Raw genomic sequence first — 23,335 nt, forward strand, 5'->3', positions numbered from 1 at the left:
ATGAATCTTTCGATGAAATGGTTAAAGGAATTTGTTGCGCTGGACCCGATGCCCATGCGTGATTTCACGGAGGCAGTTACGATTTCCGGCTCGAAAGTAGAAGAATACCACACAGAGGGAACCGACATTGACAAGGTCGTCGTCGGCCGCGTACTGTCGATTACGCCGCACCCCGATTCGGATCACCTGCTGATCTGCTCGGTTGATGTCGGTGAAATCGAGCCGGTTCAGATCGTGACCGGTGCGCAGAACCTGAAGGAAAACGATCTGGTTCCTGCGGCGCTGCACGGCTCTACCCTGCCGAACGGCGTAAAAATCAAAAAAGGCAAGCTGCGCGGTGTAGAGAGCTTTGGCATGCTGTGCTCCCTGAGCGAGCTGGGCCTGACGCTGAACGACTTCCCCTATGCGATTGAAAACGGCATTTTCGTGCTGCAGGAGGACTGCAAGCCCGGCGACCCGATTCAGCAGGCGATTGGCCTTGACGACACGCAGGTGGAATTTGAGATCACCTCGAACCGCCCCGACTGCTTTTCTGTGATCGGTCTGGCGCGCGAAGTGGCTGCCACCTTCCAGAAGCCGCTGACTCTGCACACCCCGGTTGTAAAGGGCGGCCACGGCAGCGGAAAGGAGCTTTTGGACGTCGCGATCGAGGCGTCTGACCTTTGCTCTGCCTACTGTGCGCGCATTGTCAAAAATGTGCGGGTGAAGCCCTCTCCCCGCTGGATGCGGGAGCGCCTGCGCGTGATGGGCGTGCGCCCCATTAACAACATTGTAGACATCACCAACTATGTCATGCTCGAATATGGCCAGCCCATGCACGCCTTTGACCTGCGCTTTGTAGAGCAGGGAAACATCCGCGTGCGCCGCGCGAAGGCCGGAGAAAGCATCACGACACTGGACGGCGTGGAGCGCAAGCTGAATGAAAGCAACCTGGTGATTGCCGACGCAGCCAAGCCGGTCGCCGTGGCGGGCGTAATGGGCGGCGAATACAGCGGCATCATGGACGACACCACGACGATTGTGTTTGAATCCGCGTGCTTCGACGCCGTTTCTGTCCGCCTGACCGCAAAAGCGCTTGGCATGCGCACCGACGCTTCCTCCCGCTTTGAAAAGGGACTTGACCCCAACAACTGCCTGCCCGCGCTGGAACGCGCCTGCGAGCTCGTTGAGCTGCTCGATGCCGGCGACGTGCTGGACGATGTAATGATGGACGGCACAATCGAGGTTCAGCCGCGCCGCATTCCTCTTGAGGCAGACTGGATCAATCGCTTCCTCGGGTGCGAGCTTTCCGCAGCGCAGATGGAGGAAATCCTTGGCCGCATCGGCTGCCGTCTGGACGGCGACACCGTCGTTGTGCCGACGTTCCGCCCCGACCTGCAGCACAAAGCGGATATTGCCGAGGAAATCGCCCGTTTTTATGGGTATAATAACATTCCGAGCCAGAGCCTTCCCGGCGGAGCACAGGGCAAATTCAGCGCCCGCCAGAGATTTGATTCCGCAGTCAGCAGCGCAATGCTGGCGCTGGGCTTGAGCGAGATCACCACGTATTCCTTCATCAGCCCCAAGTATTACGATAAAATCCGCATGCCTGTGGATTCCCCTCTGCGCCGCTCTGTTGTGATCTCGAACCCGCTGGGCGAGGACACAAGCATGATGCGTACGGTGGCGCTGCCCTCCATGATGGAGATTCTGGCGAAAAACTACAACAACCGCAACGCGGCTGCCGCTCTGTTTGAACCCGCCAGAGAATACCTGCCCACCGAACCCGACAAGCTGCCCATGGAACGCAAGGTGCTCATCGCAGGCCTGTACGGAAACGATGCAGACTTCTTCACCCTGAAGGGCATCGTTGAAGACCTGCTGGAACGCGTCGGCGTCACCGGGTGGGATATTGCCGCCGCTTCGGATGAATTCAGCTATCATCCCGGCCGCTGCGCGGTGCTCACGATCGAGAGCGAACGCCTTGGCGTTCTGGGCGAAATTCATCCCCAGGTGCAGGAGAATTACGGCATCGGCGAGCGCGTTTACAGCTTTACGCTCGATCTTGACCTGATGTTCCGCTGTGCCCAGACCGAAAAGCACTATACTCCCCTCCCGAAGTTCCCGGCGGTCACCCGTGACCTGGCGCTGATCTGCAGCGACGAGATTCCGGTGCGCGACCTGCAGAAAGCCATTGTGCGCGGCGCGGGCAAGCTGCTGGAAAGCGTCCGCCTGTTCGATGTGTATAAGGGCGAGCAGATCGAGGCCGGCAAAAAGAGCGTGGCGTTCAGCCTGGTTCTTCGTTCCGGCGAAGGCACGCTCAACGAAGAAGCCACCAGCTCTGTGATGAAAAAGGTGTTCCAGGAGCTGGAGAAGATCGGCGCACTGCTGCGCTCCTGATTTTCAGGACAAATCAAATCCGTTTCGATTTTTGTCACGAAATCCCCTTGTTTTCCACCGTGAAATATTGTATGATTATCATACTGGAGGTGTATCCATGTTCGATAAAACGATGACTTTTTCCTTTCCCGGCGACCGTGAGGAGGATATTAAAAATATCCTGACCACTGTCTACGATGCTTTGAAAGAAAAAGGATATAACCCGATCAATCAGATTGTAGGGTACATCCTCTCTGAGGATCCTACGTATATCACGGCGCATAACAACGCCCGCAGCCTGATTCGCCGCATTGACCGTGACGAATTATTGCAGGTGCTGCTGAAATCCTATTTAGGGGAATAAATATCGATATGTAAAAAACCGGTGAACCAGGATATGGTTCACCGGTTTTTTTAGATCGATAAATGCCTGTTATCCGTTTGCTCCGGCTCCCTCAGGCCGAAAACCGCCCTTGCGCTTTCCGCACTGGGATCATGCTTCACATTTTTGGAACGGAATTTTCCATCTTGTTTTTTTCCGTTCTTTGTACTTTTCTTTTTATTATCAGCCATAATAATCTCCTATTCGTATTCAATCCGGAAGCCCGTGTTTTCAATGCAGTTTTTCAGCTCCATTTCCGTTGCGGGCTCATTGTATTTGACTTGTATGCTGCCTGTAACGAGGTTGACCCCAACCTGATTGACCCCCTTGATCTTGTTGAGCGCGTTTTTGATCTGGGTTTTGCCTTCCTTATTCTGAAGACCTGACACGCTGCAAAGCATGGTGTTCATCTCATGTCCTCCTTCGTTTTTTCAAATCCGGCGTCATGCGGTCCTATTTTTTTGCCATTGATGATCCCAACGTCTGAATTTTCCCGGGGCTTCATTTTTCTGAGCTCCGGATTGCTTTTCGGTCTGTCCTTCATTCTGTTCTTATTATTATCCATAATTTGCCTTTCCCTTTTCATTTTCAACCCGCCGATTGGCCCAATTCTATTATTTCCTGCCGCATGGTCTGAAACACAGCGTTTTTCGAGGCAATTATTTGCATGGCAATCGCAATGTAAAATCTTAGTCTGAATAAGCATCATGATTTTTCAAAAGATTTCAGCGGATGATTCCATGAGCCGCACAGAAAAAAGCATACTGGGACTTTGTTCCAAAATATCAAAATTTTGAATCAATAAAAAAGCATATCGGATTTCTTTGTACCGGTACACAGAAAAAGCCCGCGGCTTTGGGGAGGCCGCGGGCTTTTCCCCGCCTTTCGGCGGAAGAGGAGTAGTTTCTATAAAAAGGTCTTATAAGCAATTGTTAGATGGACTTGCACACTGTATACATCCTTAAAGCGATTGGTCAGCCGGGGAGTTCGGCACTTTTCGCTTTTACCGCATGGGATGCTTTTTCAGAGTAAACCTCCTCGGTTCCAGTAAAAGCAAAGCCTGCATTCGCAGAATCCACCCCGTCAAAGGCCGGGTAGGCAGGCTCCCCATGCTCGGAAATATCCAGGCCAAGCGCTTCCTCTTCGGGGGTGACACGGATTCTTCTCAAGACCAGCTGAGTAACACCCAAAGCAATTCCCGTGCCGACCAGAGAAATCACCAGCGTAATGCCGATCGCGATCAGCTGGCGCACAAACAGCTCGCTCTGACCAAAGAACAAACCGTTCCACTGTACCACATCTGCACTGGGATCGGGGTTGAAGCCCTTTACCGCGAAGATACCGGTTGCAATTGCGCCCCAGACTCCGCCGATGCCGTGGCATCCGAACGCATCCAGAGAATCATCGTAGCCGAACTTGGGTTTGACAACGGTAATGAAGAAATAGCAGATGGGGCTGACCAAAGCGCCGATCACCAGAGAAGCCCAGATCGGTACAAAGCCCGCGCCGGGAGTAATGGCGACCAGACCGACGACGATTCCGGTGGAAACACCCGCAAGCGTTGTCTTCCCTGTGCGGAGTTTCTCGATCAGCATCCAGGAGAGCATTGCCGCCGCGCAGGCGGTGTTGGTGGTCATGAACGCGTGTACCGCCAGAGTATTGGCCGCGCCCGCACTGCCTGCGTTAAAGCCGAACCAGCCGAACCACAGAAGCGCCGCGCCGAGAAATACCAATGGCATATTGTGCGGGCGAGCCGCCTCTTTTTCGGTCTTCTTGCGGGCGCCCAGCCAGATAGCGGCCATGAGAGCGCTGACGCCGGAGCTGATGTGAACCACCGTGCCGCCCGCAAAGTCGATCGCGCCCAGCTCCATCAGGTAGCCGCCGCCCCACACCATGTGCGCCAGCGGATAATAGACCAGAACCGACCACAGGGCGATGAAAACAAACAGAGCGGAAAAGCGCATTCTGCCGATCAGCGCGCCGGTGATCAAAGCGGGAGTGATGATGGCAAACATCATCTGAAATACTGCAAAACACACGGTTGTCGGCGCATAAGCGGCAGCCGCCGAATCCTCTGTAAAATTCATGCCGAACCAGCTGAAATCACCGATGATTCCCCCGGCTCCGCCGCTGAAGGACAGGGAAAATCCGAACAGAACCCAAAGAATAGAAGCAAGGCCCATGATAAAAGCGGACGACATAACGGTATTGACTGTGTTTTTTCGACCGGCCATTCCCCCGTAAAACAGGGCAAGACCGGGGGTCATAATTAAAACAAGAGCGGAAGAGGTCAGCATCCAAGAGATGTCCCCTGAGTTGACAGCATTCATTCGTTTTCCTCCTCAATATGATTGGACTGTGTTGTAGGCGTGCCGCTCCAAACCTGCGAAGATTCCATTTTGAATCCTCCGATTTGAAAGTGCACCGAACTATATCACAGCAATTCTATTTTGGATGATCGCCGGCCAACCACCTAAGAAAGGCCTCATTCGCGGTGCTGGCTGCACCGTGAACGAGGCCTCATTGCCGAATCACTGATTGAATTAAAAAAATCATACCATACATATTTACCAAAATCAATCCGAAATATTTTACTATCCTTTTTTCACGAAACGCTTAAAATTTGTTCAGAACAGAAATCTTTCTGCCTGTTTTGGCACAGAAGAATCATTCCCTCTCAAAATCAGCCGAACTTTGGCGGCAAACCGAACAGGCTTTGCCCAAATGCGCAGGGCCTATGAGGAAGTGACCCGATGGCATAAAACGAGATTGACCATCAACAGGCGGAACTCTATCACAGAAAAACGGATGCCGAGACCGGCATCCGTTTTTCTTGTCACGATGAAATTTCAAGCAAACTCACCCGAAAAGAGCTGACCGTATCAGCCCCGGTTAGTACCTTATTGCTGTTGTGACGCATGGATCAGCGGCATAAAAATATCGTCCACGATCTCCATTATTGCTGTGTCCGAAACAGGCTCCTGCTTTGTGATCAGCTCACACTGCAGCAGATCCAGCGGCAATGTGATGATCCGGGGCGACAGCTTTTCAAGGCTGATTTCTCCGCGGAGTTCCGCGTTTTTCATAATTGTCATCATCGCCGCCGTCAGCTTGTTTTCCGATCTCTTCTGGAAAATATGCGGCATAAAGGAGGCTATGGTACGCCAAACCCGTGGATCCATCATAAGCCCCCGGATCGCCTGCACGTTGATTGTTCTCATCGGTTCCACACGCGCATGAAGAAAGGCATATACATCGCCGCGCAGACTGCCCGTATTGGGAACCTCATTCGTAATTTTTGGCAAATGCTTGCGCAGGGCGGCTATCACGAGCTCCGACTTGTTGTCCCATCGGCGGTAAAGGACGGCCTTATTGGTCCCCGCCCTCGTCGCGACGCTTTCCATTGTCAGATGCACATAGTCTTTTTCCGCGAGTTCTTCCCACGCGGCACGCAGGATCGCCTCTTCCAGAACTTCTCCGCGGCGGCGCGTCTCTTTCTTTCGTTCTTCCATCTTTTATATCCCTCCGAGCCCCGGCAATCAATGTATCTTTGTTGTAGGAACATCCATAAGAAACTAAAAAGTTTCTTATTTCTATATGGAGAATTCCCATTGAATTCGATTTGAATTTATCCTATCATATTCACATAAGAAACGCAATTGTTTCCTAGTTGAAGGAAAAGGAGATTTCTCATGAACACAACAAATGTGAAGCCGGCAAAAGAAAAACTCGACCCAGTGGTGCTTCGGGTTGCGATTATTCTTGTTGTCGGCGCGCTTGCGCCGCTGTTTGATTCAACGATGGTCAATGTAGCCCTGCATACCATTGCAGCCGATATGAAGACAGCCCTTTCCACCGTACAGTGGATCACGACAGGATACGTTTTGGCGATGGGGCTGGCTGTTCCGGTTTCCGGATGGGCCACCGAACGATTTGGCGGCAAACGATCCTACCTCTTCTCGCTGGCGCTTTTTTTAGTCGGCTCCGTGTGCTCTATGCTGTCTTGGAACATAGAAAGCATGATCGGTTTCCGGGTCATTCAGGGGCTCGGCGCCGGGCTGATGATGCCGACCCTGCAAACGGAGCTCGTACAGGTTTCCGGAGGACGCAATCTTGGGCGGATTATGGCGATTGTCAGCATACCCGCTCTTCTGGGGCCGATCCTTGGCCCGGTGCTGGGGGGAATCATTGTCAGCAGCCTGAGCTGGCGCGCCATCTTCTGGATCAATATTCCGATCTGCATCGTAGCGATTGTGTTGGCCTTGTGGGGAATCCCGGCCGACAAGCTCTCGGAAAAGAAAGCATCCCTCGATGTATTCGGTATGCTTTTGCTCTCCCCCGCGTTTGCCCTTTTGATCTACGGCATTGCTCAGGTCGCCAAGCATGGAGGTTTCGGCAGCAGCGCCGTCTATGTTCCGCTGATGCTCGGCGTGGTTTTGATGGCCTCGTATATCATCTATGCTCTGAATACAAAACGGGAACCGGCCCTGAATGTGCGGCTGTTCCAATCCGTGAATTTTACGGCTTCCAATATCCTGCTGATTTTCAGCGGAATCATCACGAATGGGGCCATGCTGATGCTGCCGCTCTATTACCAGGAGGTGCGCGGAGCAAGCGCCCTGTCCGCCGGATTGTGGCTGCTGCCGCAGGGAATCGGGATGCTGCTCACCAGAAGCTGGGCCGGAAAAGCGGCCGACCGCGACGGCTCTCGTAATATTGTGCTTTTCAGCCTCGCCACTGTCGCAATCGGAACGCTGCCGTTTGCCTTTGCCAGTGCAGATACGAATCTGATTCTTCTGGCTGTCGCCCTGTTGATCAGGGGGGCCGGGCTTGGCGGTTTGTTTATTGCAATTATGATGTCCGCTTATATTGGGCTCCCAAAAGAACAGGTTCCCCACGCGAGCATCTCTACAAGGATTTTTCAGACCATCGGCGGGGCTTTCGGGTCGGCCATTCTCGCGACCGTCGCCCAGCCGCAGACGACGGGCCGCGCCGGCTCCGATCTTCAGGCGATTGCCGGGGCGTTCAACGTCTCTTTCTGGTGGGCAATCGGCTTTACCATGGCCGCAGTGATTCCCACACTATTTTTGGCAATGAATCAAAAATCGGGGCCAGATCCGGAACCGGAACTCGAACTGGAACCGGAACCGCAATCAGAACCCCAATCGTGCCATGAATAAAGCGTATTCAGTATCTTGTGACTCTTATTTGATTGAGAAATTTTCAGACTTAAAATTCGCATAATATCGACCTGCACTTGCTGTGAATTTCAAGACGCAATAGTCCGGGTCTGTAACACCTTTAGAGTAATACTGCGTGTCGCCTTCCTGCCAAATCATTTCTTTACTTGCGGCGTCCTCCAGCACTTCAACTGTGCCGATCAGCATTACCCCTCGAAAAAACCTTTTATCGCAGAAATAGATGCACGCTTTTGGATTAGAGCAATACTGAGACACCCGCATCGAAGAAGTGTTTGTTGTAAAGTAAAAGGCTTGGATTCCCTCTCTTTTTCTCGGGGGAAGCATGGCCTTTGTATTCGGGAATCCATTTTCATCCACTGAACTAATGAAAGAAACACTCTGTTTATCAATCAGATTTCCTATTGTTTTCTCCGCATCTCTTAACACTTTATCGCCTCCTGCTGCAAGCATAGCATGATGCAACGACGAAGTAAATGACCCACTTTTTTGTGGGTATCCTTTTCATCAAATAAACCCCTGTTCTTTGAGAACGTCAAACATACCGTTCTCTTTCATCAGGTCGATCCCGATCGACTGCATGATGACAATCGCTTCTAACAATTTGTGCCCACGTTCCGTCAATGAATATTCTACTTTTAATGGATAGCCCGCGAAAGATTCTTTTTCAATCACTCCAAAATCCAGCAGCTCTTTTAGCTGCTCCAACAGCATTTTCTGATTGACTCCCTTGATATCGCGCTCAAGCCGCGATAATGACATTTTGCCCTTCCCCAGCTGCCACAGAATTATGGGTTTCCATTTTCCTTTGGTTATGTCATGGGTCAATTCCAAAGGGCAAGTATATTCCTCTCGTAACTTCACAAGACCACCTCAATCAATAAAAACGAATCATTTTGACTTCTGGATCATTTTAACATACCCTTCTATTGACTGTCTATCTCGTGGTTTTGGGATTCCGAAGTTGCTTCCCTATTACCCCGCCCATCAGGCACGGCTTATTTTGCGGTATTCCCCCGGGGCAGAGCCGGTGATTCGTTTAAAAACCACGCTGAAATACTGCGGGTTGCTGTACCCCACCTTTTCGGATATTTCGTACGTTTTCAGGTCTGTTTCCGCCAGCAGGCTCATCGCCTTTTTCACGCGAAGCTCCATCAGGTAATCACTGAGATTGACCCCCTGGTACTTTTTGAACAGAGTGCTGATATAGCTCGGCGTCAGATGGACCTCCTCGGCGATCCGGTTCAGCGAAAGGTCCTCCTGATGATAATTGGAATCCATAAACGACAACACCTGCCGCAGAACAGCGGCATGCGAAACGCTGCTGTTTCTCAGCTCCTCGAACCGGATGAGATTCTTCCCCTCCTGCAGGCGGGATTCCAGCATGCTTTTCATTTCCAGGGCCTGCGTCGCTTCCGTATAGGATTTTAAAATATTAGGATACCCCTTGTACAGCGAACCGGCCCCGGCGGACAGCGTTACGCTCTGGGTTTCTCTCACCAGAGAAAACGCCTGCTCGAGCTGAACGAAGAATGCCTCCTGCTCGCTTTCAGACAGCCGCTCCGCAAAGTTGACGACCAGATTGAGGTAAATATCGCCCACAAAATAATATACCTGCACATTCGGCAGGCTCAGGCGGCTTTGCAGCAGTTCCCCGATCTTTTCACAGAGCTGCTTTTTCTGCCACAGCAGAATCTCCGCCTCTCGCTCGCTCCGTTTTCCGACATCAATGCACACGACGCAGAAAACAGGGCTGATAAACCGGATATTCAGGCGCTTTGCGCGCTCCCTCAGTTCGTCATCATTTTGAAAATTGACCACCAGATCGTAAAAGAATTTATTCTCCAGCAGCTTTCGTCCGCGCTTTACAATCTCGACGTTATCCTTCTGGTCGTCGGATTCCTTGGCGGCTTTCAGCACAGCGCCCAAAACCTCAGAGTTATGCTCGTATTTCATCACGTACTGGCATACCTTATAATTCAGCGCCATCTGCGCGTATTTAAAATCGCCGTACGCCGTCAGCAGAACGACCTTGATGTGCGGGTACAGCCGGTACACCGCCTCCATCAGCTCTATACCATCCATAAAGGGCATTTTGATATCGGTGAGGATGATATCCGGCAGGCTGCTCGGGATCATCTCGAGGCATTCCCTCCCGTTGCTGGCGGTTCCCACCACCTCGATGCCGTTTTCCTCCCAGTTGATATTCTGCTTCATCCCGGCCCGGATGATCTGGTCGTCGTCAACAATCAACAGCTTATGCACGAAAACTCATTCCCCCTCCCCCGAGCCGGCAAGCGGAATCACAATGCTCGCCTGGGTATAAACTCCCTGAACACTTTCGAATACGATTCCGGATTGTTCCCCAAAATACAGCCTTAAACGGGTATTGACATTCCGCAGGCCAAAATATTTGGTATGGTTTACTTCGGGCGGCAGCTTCAGCGTGCCGCGCAGGTCTTCGAGCTTTTCGCTGTCCATGCCCACGCCGTCGTCGTACACGGTCAGAATCACACGGTCCTCCTGCTTCTCCCCACTGACCAGAATCATCCCAATGCCGTCTTTTGTTTTGATCCCGTGGTAAATGGCGTTCTCCACAAGCGGCTGCAGGCTCAGCTTGAGAATCTGGATGGACAAAAGCTCTTCCTTGACATCGATGACATATTCAAAGTCGTCACCGTAGCGCATTTTCTGAATTTCCAGATAGCTTGCCACATGCTCCAGCTCTTCTCTGACCGTGACGATCTCTTTGCCGCCGCTGATGCCCAGCCGGTAAAAACGGGCCAGCTCTACGCACATATCGCTTGCCATATGATTGTTTCTCATATTGACCAGCTGGCGAATAGAGCCGATGGTATTGTACAGAAAATGGGGTTTGATCTGCTCCTGGAGCGCCAGAAGCTGCATCTTTGTTTTCTGCTCCTGCTCACGGCGCACCTGCGCCAGAAGCTCTGTGACGGCGATCTTTAAATACGAGAGGCCATGCGCCAGAACGCCGATCTCGTTGCCGGCATCCACCTGAAAGCTGACGTTCATATCCCCATTATCGAACTTGATCACCTGATCGGAAAGGTACTCGATCGGTTTGGAAATGCTCTTGGCCAGCAGGTTCGAAAGAAAGATGACGAGCAGCGTCAGCGCCAGCATCAGCACCAGCAATATGTATTTGAATTCCCCCGCGCTGCTTAAAAGATCGCTTTCCGGCATAACGGCCGCGACGATCCAGCCGTTGGCCTCAATGCTCTGGTAAGTGACGATCATCCGCTGATTTGTCACGCTGCGCAGCACGGTGCTGCCGCTGGAGCCGAAATGCTCTTTAAGCTTCTCCACGGCGGAAAGCGTCAGGCAATACCGGTTCTGCATCGCGGCGGACTGCAGCGTACCGTCCCTGCTGATCAGCATCATGTATCCGTTTTCAGACACATGGACGTTATCGAGAATCCCGGAAAAATAGCTGCTGTTTAAATTAAAGAGGATGATCCCGCTGGAGGCGGACTGCGGCGAACCGATGATCCGAAACACGGAAATCACCTTGTGCGGCGTCGTTGTCTGGAACACATCGTCCCGATGGTCATTCAGCCAGTACACCCCATGCGGTGAAGTGTTGTATTTTTTCATCCACTGGGTCAGCGAAAGACCGATGTGCTTTGGCACATCGCTGACAAAATATTTGACCTCGATCCCGCGGTTGTTGCAGAAATACAGTGAATCGATCATCTGGTCATAGTTGCGGTAAATCTCTTCCATGCTGCTGTAGCAGGTCATCAGACTGCTGAAATCCTCTTCTGAAGAGCTCTCGCTGAGCAAAAGAGTGTTGACCGCCGGACTGCCCGACAGATTGATCATCTGCGTAAAGGCAGTCATCATTTTATCATTGAGCAGAATCGAGATCTGACTCACCATGCTCTGCGTGAGAAAAGAGGCATTCTTTTTGATATTGTTCGTTTCAAAGAAATACGCGAATAATCCGATGATCAGCACCGCGGCAATCACCACCGGAAGAAAAAGGAGCATGATCTGCTTTTTGATCGGCTTTTGAAATACTTTTTTCAAGACCCCGCGCTCCTTCACGAAAATCGGAAAGCGTTGTTACCCCTGTGTGCTGTCAAATTGCTTTTTGGCGGCTTCCAGCAATTTGGCCCATTGATCGAGCAGGTCTTTCGCCGACATGCTGCCCGCCATCACCTTTTGAATCATCGGTTCCACCTCAGACTGAATCTCGGTATACTGCGGCAGATAGACCGGCACCTGAATCTGCACGGAGCCATCCTTGCCCGATACCATCTGCTCGGCCAGCCGCAGGTACAGGTGATTATCGTCGAGATAATCGGGGCTTGACGCCGCGCCGGCCACCACGGGGACCTCCCCCTGTGTTTTGCAGCGCGGAATCTGCACTGCCGTGCTGCAGTAGACCGTCATAGCCTGAAAGGCAGCCTCTTTGACATCGGATTTGGAATTCATGCTGACAGAGCGCATCATTACAAACCGCATCTGGGCGCTGCCGTCGGCTGTTCGGGGAAGCTCCGCCGCCTGATACCGCGACTGATCCCCGTAAAAGGCGGTGGCGATCGATGTGCCTGAACCGAAATTATGAAAGATGATGCCCGCTTTGCCCGCCTGAAAGGAAGCCGTCAGCTGCGTCCAGCCCTTGACCAGATCATCCTGCGCGGAATAGCGGTTATAAAGGCCCAGGTACCGCTCGACAAACTCCACATGCTTGGGGGAGTTGATGGTACACCTGCCGTTTTTGTCAAAATAATCGGTAAGCCCCGAGTAAGCGTACATCAGGGCTTCGAGCGTATTACTGCTGCCCGGGCCGCCGCGCAGCGCAATGCCATATTGATCGTTTTCGCGGTTGGTCAGCTTCTGCACTGCGGTAAAAAAGTCGTCCCATGTCTGCGGAACACCCATGCCCGCCGACTGCAGAAGATCGGTGCGAACCCACATGCCCCACGGCTGCATCGAAAACGGAAGCGTATACAGGCGCTGCTGCTTTGGGTCATAAGAGCGCGCTTGAAGAATGGCGTCGGCACTCAGCGACTCCTTTTCGCTCCAGTGATCATAAAAAGCATCGAGCGGTTCATAAAAACCGCTCTTTATGTATTTGGAATCATAAAAATCCGTAAAATCCGGCGCGGTATCCGACGCGATCGCAACATCGAGCTTTTGCATAAAGGTCGGGATGTCCCCCGGAATGCCCAGGTAATCCAGGGTGATTTCGGGATGCCGCTCCTTTAAAATCTGCTGAAAGCGGACGAAATCCTGCTCGCGCTCCGGAGTGGTGCAGTAGGTCCAGAATTTTACGGTCGTTTCAGGGAGACTGCTCACCGCACTCTCGTCCGGCGGCGCGGCAGTATGGTCAGCGCAGCCTACAGGCAGCAGCAAAACTGCCGTAAGAAGCAACCCCGCCGCTTTTCGTGCCGTTTTTTTCACGACGACATCCCCCTGATTCAAAACTTTGTACAACTTATTATAAAAAACTTTTGGTTATTTGTCAAATAATATAGATTTTCCTATTTTTGTTTATAACAATCAGAGAAAATGCCATTTAGATTTACAGTTGTTCCACTTGAAAGAGAGATTGATTTTCTTCCCCCGCCTGCGACGGGGGAAGAAATCGCTGTACTTTCATAAGGCGATTGTGAACCGGTTATATCATCCGATTGAAAACAGGCAGAATGCTGAAAATCGCATAGGTAAAAATGGCAGATACCGCAGAGGAACGAGCAGACTTGCGGTATGTGTCTGAATTTTGCGGCATTTGCCAATGCAGGCGCAAATAGCAAAGCAATTTTACGGCCGAACAATTTTCGATGGTCTCGGAAACATTATTCACATTTTCTTTTGACCACGACCTCTTTTTCCTGATATTTATAGGGAACAAAATACTCTTTATGGCCGAGTTTTTCCGCATTGGTCGGCTCGCCGGAACACACGCGGATCACCTCATCGCAAAGATTCTGGCACAGCTGTTCCAGAGTGACCTCGCCGCTTAAGACCGGCCCGGCGTTAAAATCCATATCTCCACTCATTCGGTGGAAGGTGCCGCTGTTCCCGGTGATTTTATACACCGGAGCCACCGCGCTGCCCACAATGTTCCCGCGGCCGGTCACCAGAAATACCAGCTGACAGCCGCACGAGATCAAATCCATCAGCCCCTCGTTGTCGTTGGGATTGGTATAGCCAAAGCCCATCCAGTACGGGTCGGGTGTGCTGTCGAGCAGCCAGAGCCCGTTTTTGGGCGGTTGCTGAGAGACCTTGATCACACCGCTGATGGGGCGGCTGCCGCTTTTGATCACGGCGCCCATGCTCTTTTCTTCAATAGAGGAAAGCCCGCCCGCAAAATTCCCGGGAGAAACGGAATACTGGCGCACCGACTTGCAGTACTCCAGCGCTTTATTATAGGTATAGGCAAGCTGTTCCCGCGCGCAGTCGTCTGCAGCCCGCTGCACCAGCAGGTCTTTCAGGCCCACCGCTTCCACAATTTCTTCAAACACAGCGGTGCCGCCCAGATCGACCAGCTTATCGTAAAAGCGGCCGACCACCACATTCCCTGCCAGGCCGGAGGTATAGTCCGAGCCGCCGCATTCCGCGCCGACAACCAGATCGGAAAAGCCCATCGGCACCACGGGCGTCTGCCTGAGCTCTTCGAGCAGCAGATGGGCCTGCTGCAGGCCGTATTCGATGGAAGGCTCGGTTCCGCCGTGCTCCTGCACAAAGAACCACTGCGCCGGTTTCTCGGCCTCCAGCGCTTTTTCCGCCAGGTGCTTCGGCTGCACATACTCGCAGCCAAGACCCACAGCCAGCACGCCCCCCACATTCGGGTGACGGATCAAAGCCAGCAAAAGCCGCACCGCGTACTCATTGTCGCAGCAGCCATCGAAGCCGACCACGTCCACATCGCTGCTGTCGATACGGCGTGCAATCTCTTTCGCAACATGCGAGGAACACTCCACCGTATACACAACCAGCAGCTTATTGCGGATCCCCTTCCTGCCATCCTGGCGGAGATACCCTTTCCAGCGTACATTCTGATACTCTTTCATCTCTGCTTCTCCATGTTGAACTCATTTTTCATCAAACGATGGAACTGTAGCGGTCATGTCTCCACCGACTTCGGCGGAGGAAGCATGACCGCAGCCCATCATTTTTTACTGCAAATGATGGTTACTCATAGTGCGTATCCGTCGGCGCACCGGTCACAACATCCAGGCTCGACGATCTTGCGTCGTAGAGGCTTTTCATATTGTGCAGATGGACCCATTGCCCCGTTTTGATCTCTTTGGTGGCGCACCCGATCACCACACCGTATTTCACGATGTTTTCACCCGGCGCAATGTCGCGGAGCGCGAGCTTGTGCCCTGCCGGTATCTCTTCGGCAACGGCGACGCTCGGCTGGGATGGGTCGCCGTGCGCCGCGGCGGCGCCCGGCACAAGGGCCTGAAGCGCGGTAGCCACATTATCTGCCTGATCGATCTGGAAAACGGCCTGCTCGGTCATATTCCCGGCCCCCTTTACAAGATGCCGAATTTGGCAAAGGCTGCGGTCGCGGTCATGCCGCCCTCGATCGCTTTTCGGACCACTTTTTCGCCCGCCGCTTTTTCCAACGCCTTTTCAAACACTTCCGTTTCGTATTTCTGCGGAATGATCAGCACGCCGTCGATATCGCCGAACACGATGTCGCCGGGATTGACCCACACGTCGCCGAATTCGATCGGGCAGCGAAAATCCACCACCTGCGTGCGCACGGAGGAATCCTGCGCGTAGCAGCCGCAGCTGAACACCGGCCAGTTCTGCTCGAGCACCTGCGGCGTGTCGCGGTGCCAGCCATTCACGACGGCGCCCGCCGCTTTTCTGGTTCTGGCGGTGGCCGTGAGCAGCTCACCCCAATAGGCGCAGCGCTTCGTGCCGCCGGTGGCGAGGTAAATCTCATCCTCTTCGAGCTGATCGAGCGCCTCTGTGAGAAGGCCGAACGGTTTTTTCTGCGGCCCGTACACGTCGATCATCAGAACCGGCATCGCGCGGCCCACCAGCTTCATGTCGCCGCGCAGAGGGCGGACGTCCTGCGGAAGAAACTGATGGTAGCAGCCGAGGCCGTCCAGAATATCCCCTACAACGGGGGTGTACAGGCGCTCTTTCACGAGCGCAAACAGTTCTTTGTCGTTATTCCATTGTGCCATGGTGAAACCCTCCCACTGTTCTTTTGGCATATTGCATTCCATTTTTAAAAAGCTGTTCGCACCTTCCCAGGCCTGCGGCAAGGGAAGGTGGCGCTGTTTTTACACAACAATACTTTTCAGGTGATTTCGCCTTAAAAGCCGATCAGAGCGCCGCCGTCCACCGGGAGCGCAACGCCGTTGACAAATTTCGCGGCGGGAGAGCAAAGGTACACAACCGCCCAGCCGATATCCTCCGGATCACCGAACCGGTTCATCGGCGTTCTGCCGAGAATCTTCTGCTGGCGGGGCGGATCGTTATCGACGGCCTTGTGGAACATGGGCGTGTCGATCCAGCCGGGCGCGACCGCGTTGACGCGGATGCCGTCTGCGGAGACCTCGGCGGCCAGCGAACGCACCATTCCAAGGTACGCGGATTTGGCGGCGGCGTAGCCCATCACATAGGGCATGCCGATAAAAGAGGTCATCGACGCGGTAAAGACGATGCTGCCCTTTTGGTTCTTCCTCATATGAGGGACAAACGCGCGGGTGAAGGCGTAGGAACCGACCACGTGAACGTCAAGCACATCGGTAAAATCCTTGACGGACATTTCTTCAATCGGCTTTTTGCAGTGATTGCCCGCGTTATTGCACAGGATAGTCACATCGCCGTGCTCCCTTATGATTTGGTCGGCGATTTCCTGCGCACGGCCGGTATCGGTCACATCGTAGGCATAATAACTCGCGCTGCTGCCCAGCTCTTCGCACGCCTTTTGCAGCTTATCGGCATCTCTGGCCAGAAGGACGACCTCAGCCCCCGCGGCTACCATACATTTCGCCATCGCAAACCCAAGGCCGGTCGCGCCGCCGGTAATGACGGCACGCTCCCCCTTCAGAGAAAACATGTTTTTGAATTCTTCGCTCATTTGCTCGATCTCCTTCTCCCTATGAAATAGCATCCGTTTGCCCCACGCTGTCGGCGAGGGAAATGCTTGTATCTTTTTGGTAGTTTATTCTTCCCATCCATGACGGAAAGAATGCCGGTATCTTTCCTGCCGTTCGTTGCTTCCCTGCCGCTATTTACAGAGTCAGCACTTTATAAGAGACACAATTCCTTTCGATCAGCTCCCAGTCAAGCTCCGCGCCGATGCCCGGTGTTTTGGGCACGGTAATGATCCCGTGATCGTCAATGGGAAGCTTCCCTTTCATCGGAAACTGGAAGCTCTCTTCCGGCACAAAATATTCAAAGAAGCGGCAATTGCGGATCGCGCAGGAAACATGAAGATTGACGATATCCATATAGGTCATGGTCGTGGTGTGAATTTCACAGCGCAGGCCAAAGCTGTCTGCCAGATGGGCGATTTTCAGGGTGCCGGTGATGCCGCATTTCCAGGAAACATCGGCGCGCACAATATCCGCGGCCCGCTGGCTGATGACCTGCGCCACGCCCCAATGCGCGCCGCGCGTGGTTTCCGTTGCGGCGATCGGGATATCCAGCGTTTTGCAGAGCTCCTGATATTTGTAGAGCTCGAAATCGCGGAACGGCTCTTCAAACCACAGGTAGTTGAGCTTCTCCAGATGGCGGCCCACCGTAATCGCCTCGTCCAGACTGTATTCGCCGACGGGGTCTGTCATCAAGCCCATGTCGGGGCCGACGGCCTCGCGAAGCTTCTGGTGGATCTCCATATCAAACTCATACGGGCCGGGCGGATGCGCCTTATAGAACGGAATGCCTTTGTCACGATAGTACAGCGCTTCGTTCACATAGGCATCCACGGTATCATAGAAAAGGCTGCTCGCATAAACCGGCAGGCTTTCGCGGTAAGCGCCTATGTACTGATACAGAGGGAGGCCGGCGGCCTTGGCGCAGATGTCCCACAGCGCAACGTCCACAGAGCCCGGAAGAAAAACAGGAAAAAACGCCTCGTGACGGTCCAGGTTCCAGAAATCGTAAAAGATTTTCTCCCTGTCATACGGGGAACGTCCCACCACCATCGGGGCAACTGTATCGCAGAGATACGACTCCGTCACCTGCCCGGAACGAGCCGCCATAGCGGTGGCGATTCCCTCAATCCCGGTATCGGTCGTCAGCTTGATGACAACGACGTCCCAGGGCATTTTTCCGCCGCCTCTTCGCTTTTCGTCAAACAGGCATTGATCCCGTTTCACCCACCACGATTCGAACTTTACGATTTTCATTTTTGTTCCGCCTTTCTCTTCGGGAAATAGAGAAACGTTTTCTCTATTTCTATCATCATTCTAGCATTATAGCTAACCAAAGTCAACGATATTACAATCAAATTCTCAATATACACAATTCCACTTTCTAAAACAAAGCTTATATTGGAATTAAATTTAGAAAAACGTTTTTTACATTTTAGAGAACTCCCTTTCTTTCTTTTGGTATTTATGTTATATTAAATATACTTTAAAACGCTTCCACAAGAGAACGTCGTTTCTTTCTTTGGGCGGTATTACAAGATAGGTAAGTAAAATCAAGGATTGGGAAAGGATCGGTATGAAAGATAAAAAAGCAACCTTAAAAGATATTGCGGCTGAGGCAGAGGTTTCCCTTTCCACCGTACACAAGGCACTTTACAACAAACCCGGTATCAGCGAAAGAGTGAGAAAAGAGATTTTGGCCATTGCCGACGGCATGGGTTATAAAACCAACTATGTTGCCTCTTCCCTGAAACGCAAGCTGCTGAAAATTGCCTTTGTGGTGCCGCTGCCGAACTCCGGCACAAACCGCTATTACTACCGGGATATCTGGAAGGGCATGCGCGCCTTTCAGGCCGAGGCGGCCGAGTTCAACATTGAGATTCTGGATTTCGGTTTCTCGGGCCCGCTGAGCAACCTGCCGAAGCACCTGGAGGAGGTATACCAGAACCACTGCGATGAAATTTCCGGTCTGGTAACGCTCGCGGTAGAAGACCCGGCGTTTACTTACTTTATCGATCAGTTCAGCAAGAGAAGCGTTCCGGCCGTCTTCATCGTTTCCGACCTGCCGCAGGCAAAACGCCTTTGCTGTGTGCGAGCGCAGGATTTGATGGCCGGCAGCCTGGCCGCCGAGCTGATCTCGGGCTTTACCGCGAACAAAGGCAAGGCTCTGGTGGTATCGGGCGATATCATGGTTTCGACCCACTATATGAACGTTACCGGCTTTGAGCAGTATTTTGCAAAAGCGCAGAACCGGATGGACATCATCAAAATCTACAACCGCAGGGACCCAGAGCATTTATACTATGAGCTTGTGGAGCTGCTGAGATCCGACCCGGAAATCAGCGCAATCTATTCCTGCACGGCCACCAACACGCCGCCGGTCTGCAAAGCGGTGCTGGATGCAGGCCGCGCTGGAACGATAAAGGTGATCGGAAGCGATCTGTTTCAGGAAAGCCGCGAGATGCTCCTCTCGGACGTGCTGCAGGCGATTATTTACAAAAAGCCTTTCAAGCTTGGCTATCTCGGCTGCCGGACACTGTTTAACTTTCTGGTGAAAAACGAGTTCCCGAGAAGCGACAGCATCTTTATCGAGCCGATCATTGTGTTAAAAAGCAACCTGCCCTTTTACGAGCGCGATATTACCGCCGACAACGCTTATGAAACCATTTGAAGAGTTCTCTTTTATCGCCGCTCCGCTTTTGCGGCAATTCACAAACCGAAAACGGTGACTGCGGATCTGTTCCGTCAATCACCGTTTTTCTGTTGTCACAGGTCCAAAAGAACCGGATTGCTGCGGGAAATCAGGCATCAGCCCTTGAGAGCGCCTTCCATAATTCCGCTGATAAAATATTTCTGCATGCTGAGGAAGATGATTAGCAGCGGGATCAGAGACAGAATGATGGTCGCCGTCAGCGTGCCGTACTGCCAGGAGGCCGCCTCGTCGCGCAGGAAGGTAATGCCGACCGGCAGCGTCTGCGCCTTTGCGGTAGCGGTCAGGGTTCTGCCGTAGGTAAATTCACCCCATACATTGATAAAGGTGAAAATGATCACGGTGGCGATGCCGGGCTTTACGACCGGGAGCATGATCTTGGAGAAAACCTGCCAGTTGTTGCAGCCGTCGATCGTGGCCGCCTCGCCCAGCGTATTCGGAACATTGTTGAACTGGCCGCGCATGATAAACACGGACATGGGCAGATTGGTCGCGATGTAAGGCAGAATCAGGCCCCATGCGGTATCGATCAAATCCATTTTGGATTCCATAATATAAATCGGGATCAGATAAATCACATAAGGCAGCGTCAGGATAAACAGGACAAAGCCCAGATAAATATTTTTGAACTTAAAGTCCATCTTCGAGAACGCGTAACCCATGGAAGCGCTGAAAACGACCGTAGCCAGCACGCTCCACAGAGAAACGACCACCGAGTTTCTGAAATACTTGAGGAAATCGCCCATCTGGGTGATCACCTTGACGTAATGCTCGAAGGTGATTTTTGTGGGGAGGATCGTCAGCACGGACGCGTAAATTTCATCGTTGGTTTTCAGCGAGGTGAGAAACGTCCACAAAAACGGAACGATGAAGACAAAAGCAGTGACCAGCAAAAGAACAAAAAGGATGAAATTGAGCGCCAGATTCTTTTCTTTCATACCTTCACCTTCTTAATCTTTGCGTCGTCCCCTCTGTTGAGGAACATATTGAACACAGAGAGCAGCAGAATGACGACGCCCATGAAATAGGCGATGGAAGAGGCATACCCCATTTCGAAATATTTAAATGCATTGATCCACGTGTACTGGTACAGCACCAGAGTAGCGGTTCCGGGGCCGCCCTGCGTCATGATGAAGGGCTGCTCAAAGACCTTAACCGCCTGGATGATTGCCCAGATGCCACAGATCACATAGCTTTCTTTCAAATTCGGGAGCGTAATATGTACGATGCGCTGGTACGCGTTGGCGCCGTCTACCCGGGCGGCCTCCATAATATCGTTTGAAATGGCCTGAAGCCCCGCCATAAACAGGATGACCAGCATACCGATGTTTTTCCACAGGCTGACTACGATGATACTGACCATCGCCCAGTTGCCGTCGCCCAGCCAGTTCTGAGCCCACGCACTCTGGTGCAGCACATCTACTAGGAACCAGTTTAAGAGGCCGTACTGCTCATTCAAAATCCACTGAAAGATGATACCTGTCAGGGAAAGCGGCACGACGACCGGCAGAAAAATACAGGTTCTGAAAAAGCCCGATCCTCTCACCCCTTTATCCAGCATCATCGCCAGAATCAGGGAGATGATCATAACGCCCGGCAAAAACGCGATGGTAAACACAACTGTATTCCGGAGTGCATCCATAAAATAAGAATCGGAAAACATTTTGATGTAGTTGTTGAAGCCGATGAAGATCGGCTGTGGATCAAAGCTGAAATTATACTGCGTAAAACTGAGATACAGGGACCGGAATAACGGATACCCCATGTACAATGCCACAAAAAGAAAACCCGGAAGCATAAATGCATAGCCTGGAACTTGTTTTTTGAGGCTGAGTGAAAGCTTATTTTTCATTTTCATTCCTCCGCCGATTTCATCAGAAGCCTAAGCACGATCAGCCATTCCCGCGTCCCGGGAATTCATACAGGGAGCGTTTCCCTGTATGAATTTCCTGAACGAAATCCGTTTGCTGCTTAATGATTGAGGCCGGTTGTCAAATCCAACGTGCCAATCAGCTTCTTAAGGTTGCTCTGTGTATCCTCTACGCTCTGGTCGCCCTTGATGCATTTCTGCAGCTCGACCTGAATGCCGGTATCCAGTTTGGAGAAATCCTTATACAAGGGAGTGGTAACCGCGGATTTGGTCGCTTCTACAACGGTTGGCCAATCTGCGTTCTCAAGGCCCTGATAGTGAGCGAGCAGCGGGGACATTTTGCCGTATTTGTTCAGCGCCTGAACGTGGAATTCCGTTTTGAGCAGTTCTTCTTTGATGAACAGCTTTGCAAGCTCGATCTTCGGGGAAGCCTTCGGAATCACCGCGCCGTGGATGTAAACCAGAGAGCCGTGCGTATCGGTGCCGGGAACCGGAATAACGGTGGTGTTGTCTTTTCCGACGTTCTCCTGGCATTCGATCCAGCGGGAAGCCGCGGTCATCAGCATGGCGACCTTTCCGGCTTTAAAGTTGGTGCGGCCTGCATCCATGTCCGCAAAGGTATCGGTCGGGGTGTAGCCGTCTTTTACCAGCTTGGTCCAGCTTGTGAGCAGGCCCTTGGATTCGGGGCTGGTAAAGTCGATGGTTTTGCCGTCGGACTCATAGAAATTGCCCTTGATTCCCTGCAGAGCAGAAAGATAAGAGTAGGTCATAAAATTGGTGCCCCAGTCGATGGACAGGCCCGTCTGCACGGTTTTGCCATTCTCTACGACGGTCGCTTTCTTTGCATACTCGTAAAGCTCATCCCAGGTTTTGGGAGTCTCTACCTTCCCGTTGGCGTCTGTCAGGCCGGCTTTTTTCATCAGTTCTTTGTTGGCAACGATGAACATGACTTCGCCGGTGATCGGGATCATGTACTGCTTGCCTTCTACATTGCCCAGCTCAAGGAACGCGGGGAAGAATTTATCCTTCGCGATGTCGCCGGTAAAGAAATCGTCACCGAAATCGATGATGTAATCCTTTGCGGCATACTGAACCGCATGCTCACGGCTGCCGCCGATCGCAATATCGCAGTTCGTTTTGCCCTGAGACCATTGCAGCATGTTGGTCGTCACGTCGGCGTTATCGACCTTGTTGTAAACAACGGTTACGCCGGGGTGCTTCTTTTCAAAATCAGCCTTGATCCCCTCAAAATCATATTTGCCCATCATCCATGCCTGTGTCGTAACGCGGAGCTCGCCTGTCAGCTCTTCACTGGCCGCCCCCGAAGATGTGGAACCTCCCTGTGCAGCAGAGCTGCTGGGTGTGGAAGAACCCCCGCATGCCGTTGTGGAAAGCAGCATCACTGAGGCCAGTGTCAAAGCCAAGCCTTTTTTGAACCCTTTTTTCATAACAAATCTCCTTCCTCAAAAAAACATATGATAACCTGCAGGTTTTCCCAGATAAAACCTGCAAGTTATTGCTGAGCAATGGTTGGTTTTCGCACAGGCAAGTCATCCAAAATCGTAATTATGTATTGAATATTTGTATACAACTTACCCTATGATCTCATTATATCGGAATAAAGGCGAATGAAAATAAAATATTTTTAGTGATTTTGTTTGATATCTTTGAAAGTTTTATAGAAACGAACCCATGAAATACCTTTTGATTGGAAATCTG

21 protein-coding genes are annotated in these 23,335 nt (G+C 52.1%); 4 read left to right on the plus strand and 17 right to left on the minus strand.

Annotated elements, in window-relative coordinates; genetic code table 11:
• Window positions 1-2,379, plus strand: coding sequence for a phenylalanine--tRNA ligase subunit beta (gene pheT / locus HMPREF1141_RS16340; protein ID WP_009066739.1), 2,379 nt, complete (start codon window positions 1-3; stop codon window positions 2,377-2,379).
• Between the two features lie 97 nt (window positions 2,380-2,476).
• Window positions 2,477-2,722, plus strand: a complete 246-nt coding sequence (locus HMPREF1141_RS16345; RefSeq protein ID WP_009066768.1) for an IreB family regulatory phosphoprotein — start codon at window positions 2,477-2,479, stop codon at window positions 2,720-2,722.
• 50 nt (window positions 2,723-2,772) lie between these two features.
• On the opposite strand, the gene HMPREF1141_RS17820 is transcribed toward HMPREF1141_RS16345, so the two are convergent.
• The 4 genes from HMPREF1141_RS17820 to HMPREF1141_RS16360 all read right to left on the minus strand — a co-directional run bounded on the left by HMPREF1141_RS17820 (window position 2,773) and on the right by HMPREF1141_RS16360 (window position 6,252).
• A complete protein-coding gene (locus tag HMPREF1141_RS17820) occupies window positions 2,773-2,931 on the minus strand; it encodes a CPC_1213 family protein (protein ID WP_009066625.1) in 159 nt (52 codons plus the stop codon).
• 9 nt (window positions 2,932-2,940) lie between these two features.
• A complete protein-coding gene (locus HMPREF1141_RS16350; protein ID WP_009066735.1) occupies window positions 2,941-3,150 on the minus strand; it encodes a heavy metal-associated domain-containing protein in 210 nt (69 codons plus the stop codon).
• A gap of 564 nt (window positions 3,151-3,714) precedes the next feature.
• On the minus strand, window positions 3,715-5,070 hold the full coding sequence (locus tag HMPREF1141_RS16355) for an ammonium transporter (RefSeq protein WP_009066749.1): 1,356 nt from the start codon (window positions 5,068-5,070) through the stop codon (window positions 3,715-3,717).
• A gap of 570 nt (window positions 5,071-5,640) precedes the next feature.
• Window positions 5,641-6,252: a TetR/AcrR family transcriptional regulator gene (locus HMPREF1141_RS16360; protein WP_009066568.1), complete on the minus strand. Its 612-nt coding sequence runs from the start codon at window positions 6,250-6,252 to the stop codon at window positions 5,641-5,643.
• 180 nt (window positions 6,253-6,432) lie between these two features.
• Here HMPREF1141_RS16360 and HMPREF1141_RS16365 point away from each other — a divergent pair, with 180 nt between their 5' ends.
• The gene (locus tag HMPREF1141_RS16365; RefSeq protein ID WP_009066570.1) at window positions 6,433-7,920 is read left to right on the plus strand and encodes an MDR family MFS transporter; all 1,488 of its coding nucleotides are present in this window, start codon (window positions 6,433-6,435) and stop codon (window positions 7,918-7,920) included.
• A gap of 24 nt (window positions 7,921-7,944) precedes the next feature.
• On the opposite strand, the gene HMPREF1141_RS16370 is transcribed toward HMPREF1141_RS16365, so the two are convergent.
• The 10 genes from HMPREF1141_RS16370 to HMPREF1141_RS16420 form a co-directional block, all read right to left on the minus strand.
• Entirely contained in the window at window positions 7,945-8,367 is a 423-nt protein-coding gene (locus HMPREF1141_RS16370; protein ID WP_009066689.1) for a pyridoxamine 5'-phosphate oxidase family protein, read from the minus strand.
• Window positions 8,368-8,445: 78 nt separating this feature from the next.
• Window positions 8,446-8,802, minus strand: coding sequence for a helix-turn-helix domain-containing protein (locus tag HMPREF1141_RS16375; RefSeq protein WP_035317354.1), 357 nt, complete (start codon window positions 8,800-8,802; stop codon window positions 8,446-8,448).
• Between the two features lie 123 nt (window positions 8,803-8,925).
• On the minus strand, window positions 8,926-10,203 hold the full coding sequence (locus HMPREF1141_RS16380) for a response regulator (RefSeq protein WP_009066774.1): 1,278 nt from the start codon (window positions 10,201-10,203) through the stop codon (window positions 8,926-8,928).
• Window positions 10,204-10,209: 6 nt separating this feature from the next.
• Window positions 10,210-11,991, minus strand: coding sequence for a sensor histidine kinase (locus HMPREF1141_RS16385; protein ID WP_009066511.1), 1,782 nt, complete (start codon window positions 11,989-11,991; stop codon window positions 10,210-10,212).
• Window positions 11,992-12,027: 36 nt separating this feature from the next.
• The gene (locus HMPREF1141_RS16390; RefSeq protein ID WP_009066653.1) at window positions 12,028-13,371 is read right to left on the minus strand and encodes a sugar ABC transporter substrate-binding protein; all 1,344 of its coding nucleotides are present in this window, start codon (window positions 13,369-13,371) and stop codon (window positions 12,028-12,030) included.
• Window positions 13,372-13,766: 395 nt separating this feature from the next.
• Window positions 13,767-14,984, minus strand: a complete 1,218-nt coding sequence (locus tag HMPREF1141_RS16400; protein WP_009066558.1) for a UxaA family hydrolase — start codon at window positions 14,982-14,984, stop codon at window positions 13,767-13,769.
• A gap of 121 nt (window positions 14,985-15,105) precedes the next feature.
• Window positions 15,106-15,438: a UxaA family hydrolase gene (locus HMPREF1141_RS16405; protein WP_009066713.1), complete on the minus strand. Its 333-nt coding sequence runs from the start codon at window positions 15,436-15,438 to the stop codon at window positions 15,106-15,108.
• 14 nt (window positions 15,439-15,452) lie between these two features.
• Window positions 15,453-16,118, minus strand: a complete 666-nt coding sequence (locus HMPREF1141_RS16410; protein ID WP_035317359.1) for an RraA family protein — start codon at window positions 16,116-16,118, stop codon at window positions 15,453-15,455.
• A gap of 131 nt (window positions 16,119-16,249) precedes the next feature.
• Window positions 16,250-17,020, minus strand: coding sequence for a glucose 1-dehydrogenase (locus HMPREF1141_RS16415; protein ID WP_009066639.1), 771 nt, complete (start codon window positions 17,018-17,020; stop codon window positions 16,250-16,252).
• 154 nt (window positions 17,021-17,174) lie between these two features.
• On the minus strand, window positions 17,175-18,293 hold the full coding sequence (locus HMPREF1141_RS16420; RefSeq protein WP_009066742.1) for an enolase C-terminal domain-like protein: 1,119 nt from the start codon (window positions 18,291-18,293) through the stop codon (window positions 17,175-17,177).
• 319 nt (window positions 18,294-18,612) lie between these two features.
• Between HMPREF1141_RS16420 and HMPREF1141_RS16425 the strand changes: the two genes are divergently transcribed.
• Window positions 18,613-19,707 (plus strand): LacI family DNA-binding transcriptional regulator, encoded by a 1,095-nt coding sequence (locus HMPREF1141_RS16425; RefSeq protein WP_009066572.1) that lies wholly within the window; start codon window positions 18,613-18,615, stop codon window positions 19,705-19,707.
• Between the two features lie 137 nt (window positions 19,708-19,844).
• Here HMPREF1141_RS16425 and HMPREF1141_RS16430 read toward each other — a convergent pair whose 3' ends face one another.
• From HMPREF1141_RS16430 to HMPREF1141_RS16440, 3 genes are all read right to left on the minus strand, one after another.
• Window positions 19,845-20,684 (minus strand): carbohydrate ABC transporter permease, encoded by an 840-nt coding sequence (locus HMPREF1141_RS16430; RefSeq protein WP_009066757.1) that lies wholly within the window; start codon window positions 20,682-20,684, stop codon window positions 19,845-19,847.
• Window positions 20,681-21,511 carry a sugar ABC transporter permease gene (locus HMPREF1141_RS16435; protein WP_242824624.1) on the minus strand — a complete coding sequence of 277 codons (831 nt, stop codon included), beginning with the start codon at window positions 21,509-21,511 and terminating at the stop codon, window positions 20,681-20,683. Before HMPREF1141_RS16435 ends, HMPREF1141_RS16430 begins: the two co-directional genes overlap by 4 nt.
• 206 nt (window positions 21,512-21,717) lie before the next feature.
• Window positions 21,718-23,064, minus strand: a complete 1,347-nt coding sequence (locus HMPREF1141_RS16440) for an extracellular solute-binding protein (RefSeq protein ID WP_009066698.1) — start codon at window positions 23,062-23,064, stop codon at window positions 21,718-21,720.
• Window positions 23,065-23,335: the final 271 nt, after the last annotated feature.

The sequence above is a fragment of the Clostridium sp. MSTE9 genome, assembly GCF_000277625.1.
Classification (GTDB): domain Bacteria; phylum Bacillota; class Clostridia; order Oscillospirales; family Acutalibacteraceae; genus Faecalispora; species Faecalispora jeddahensis.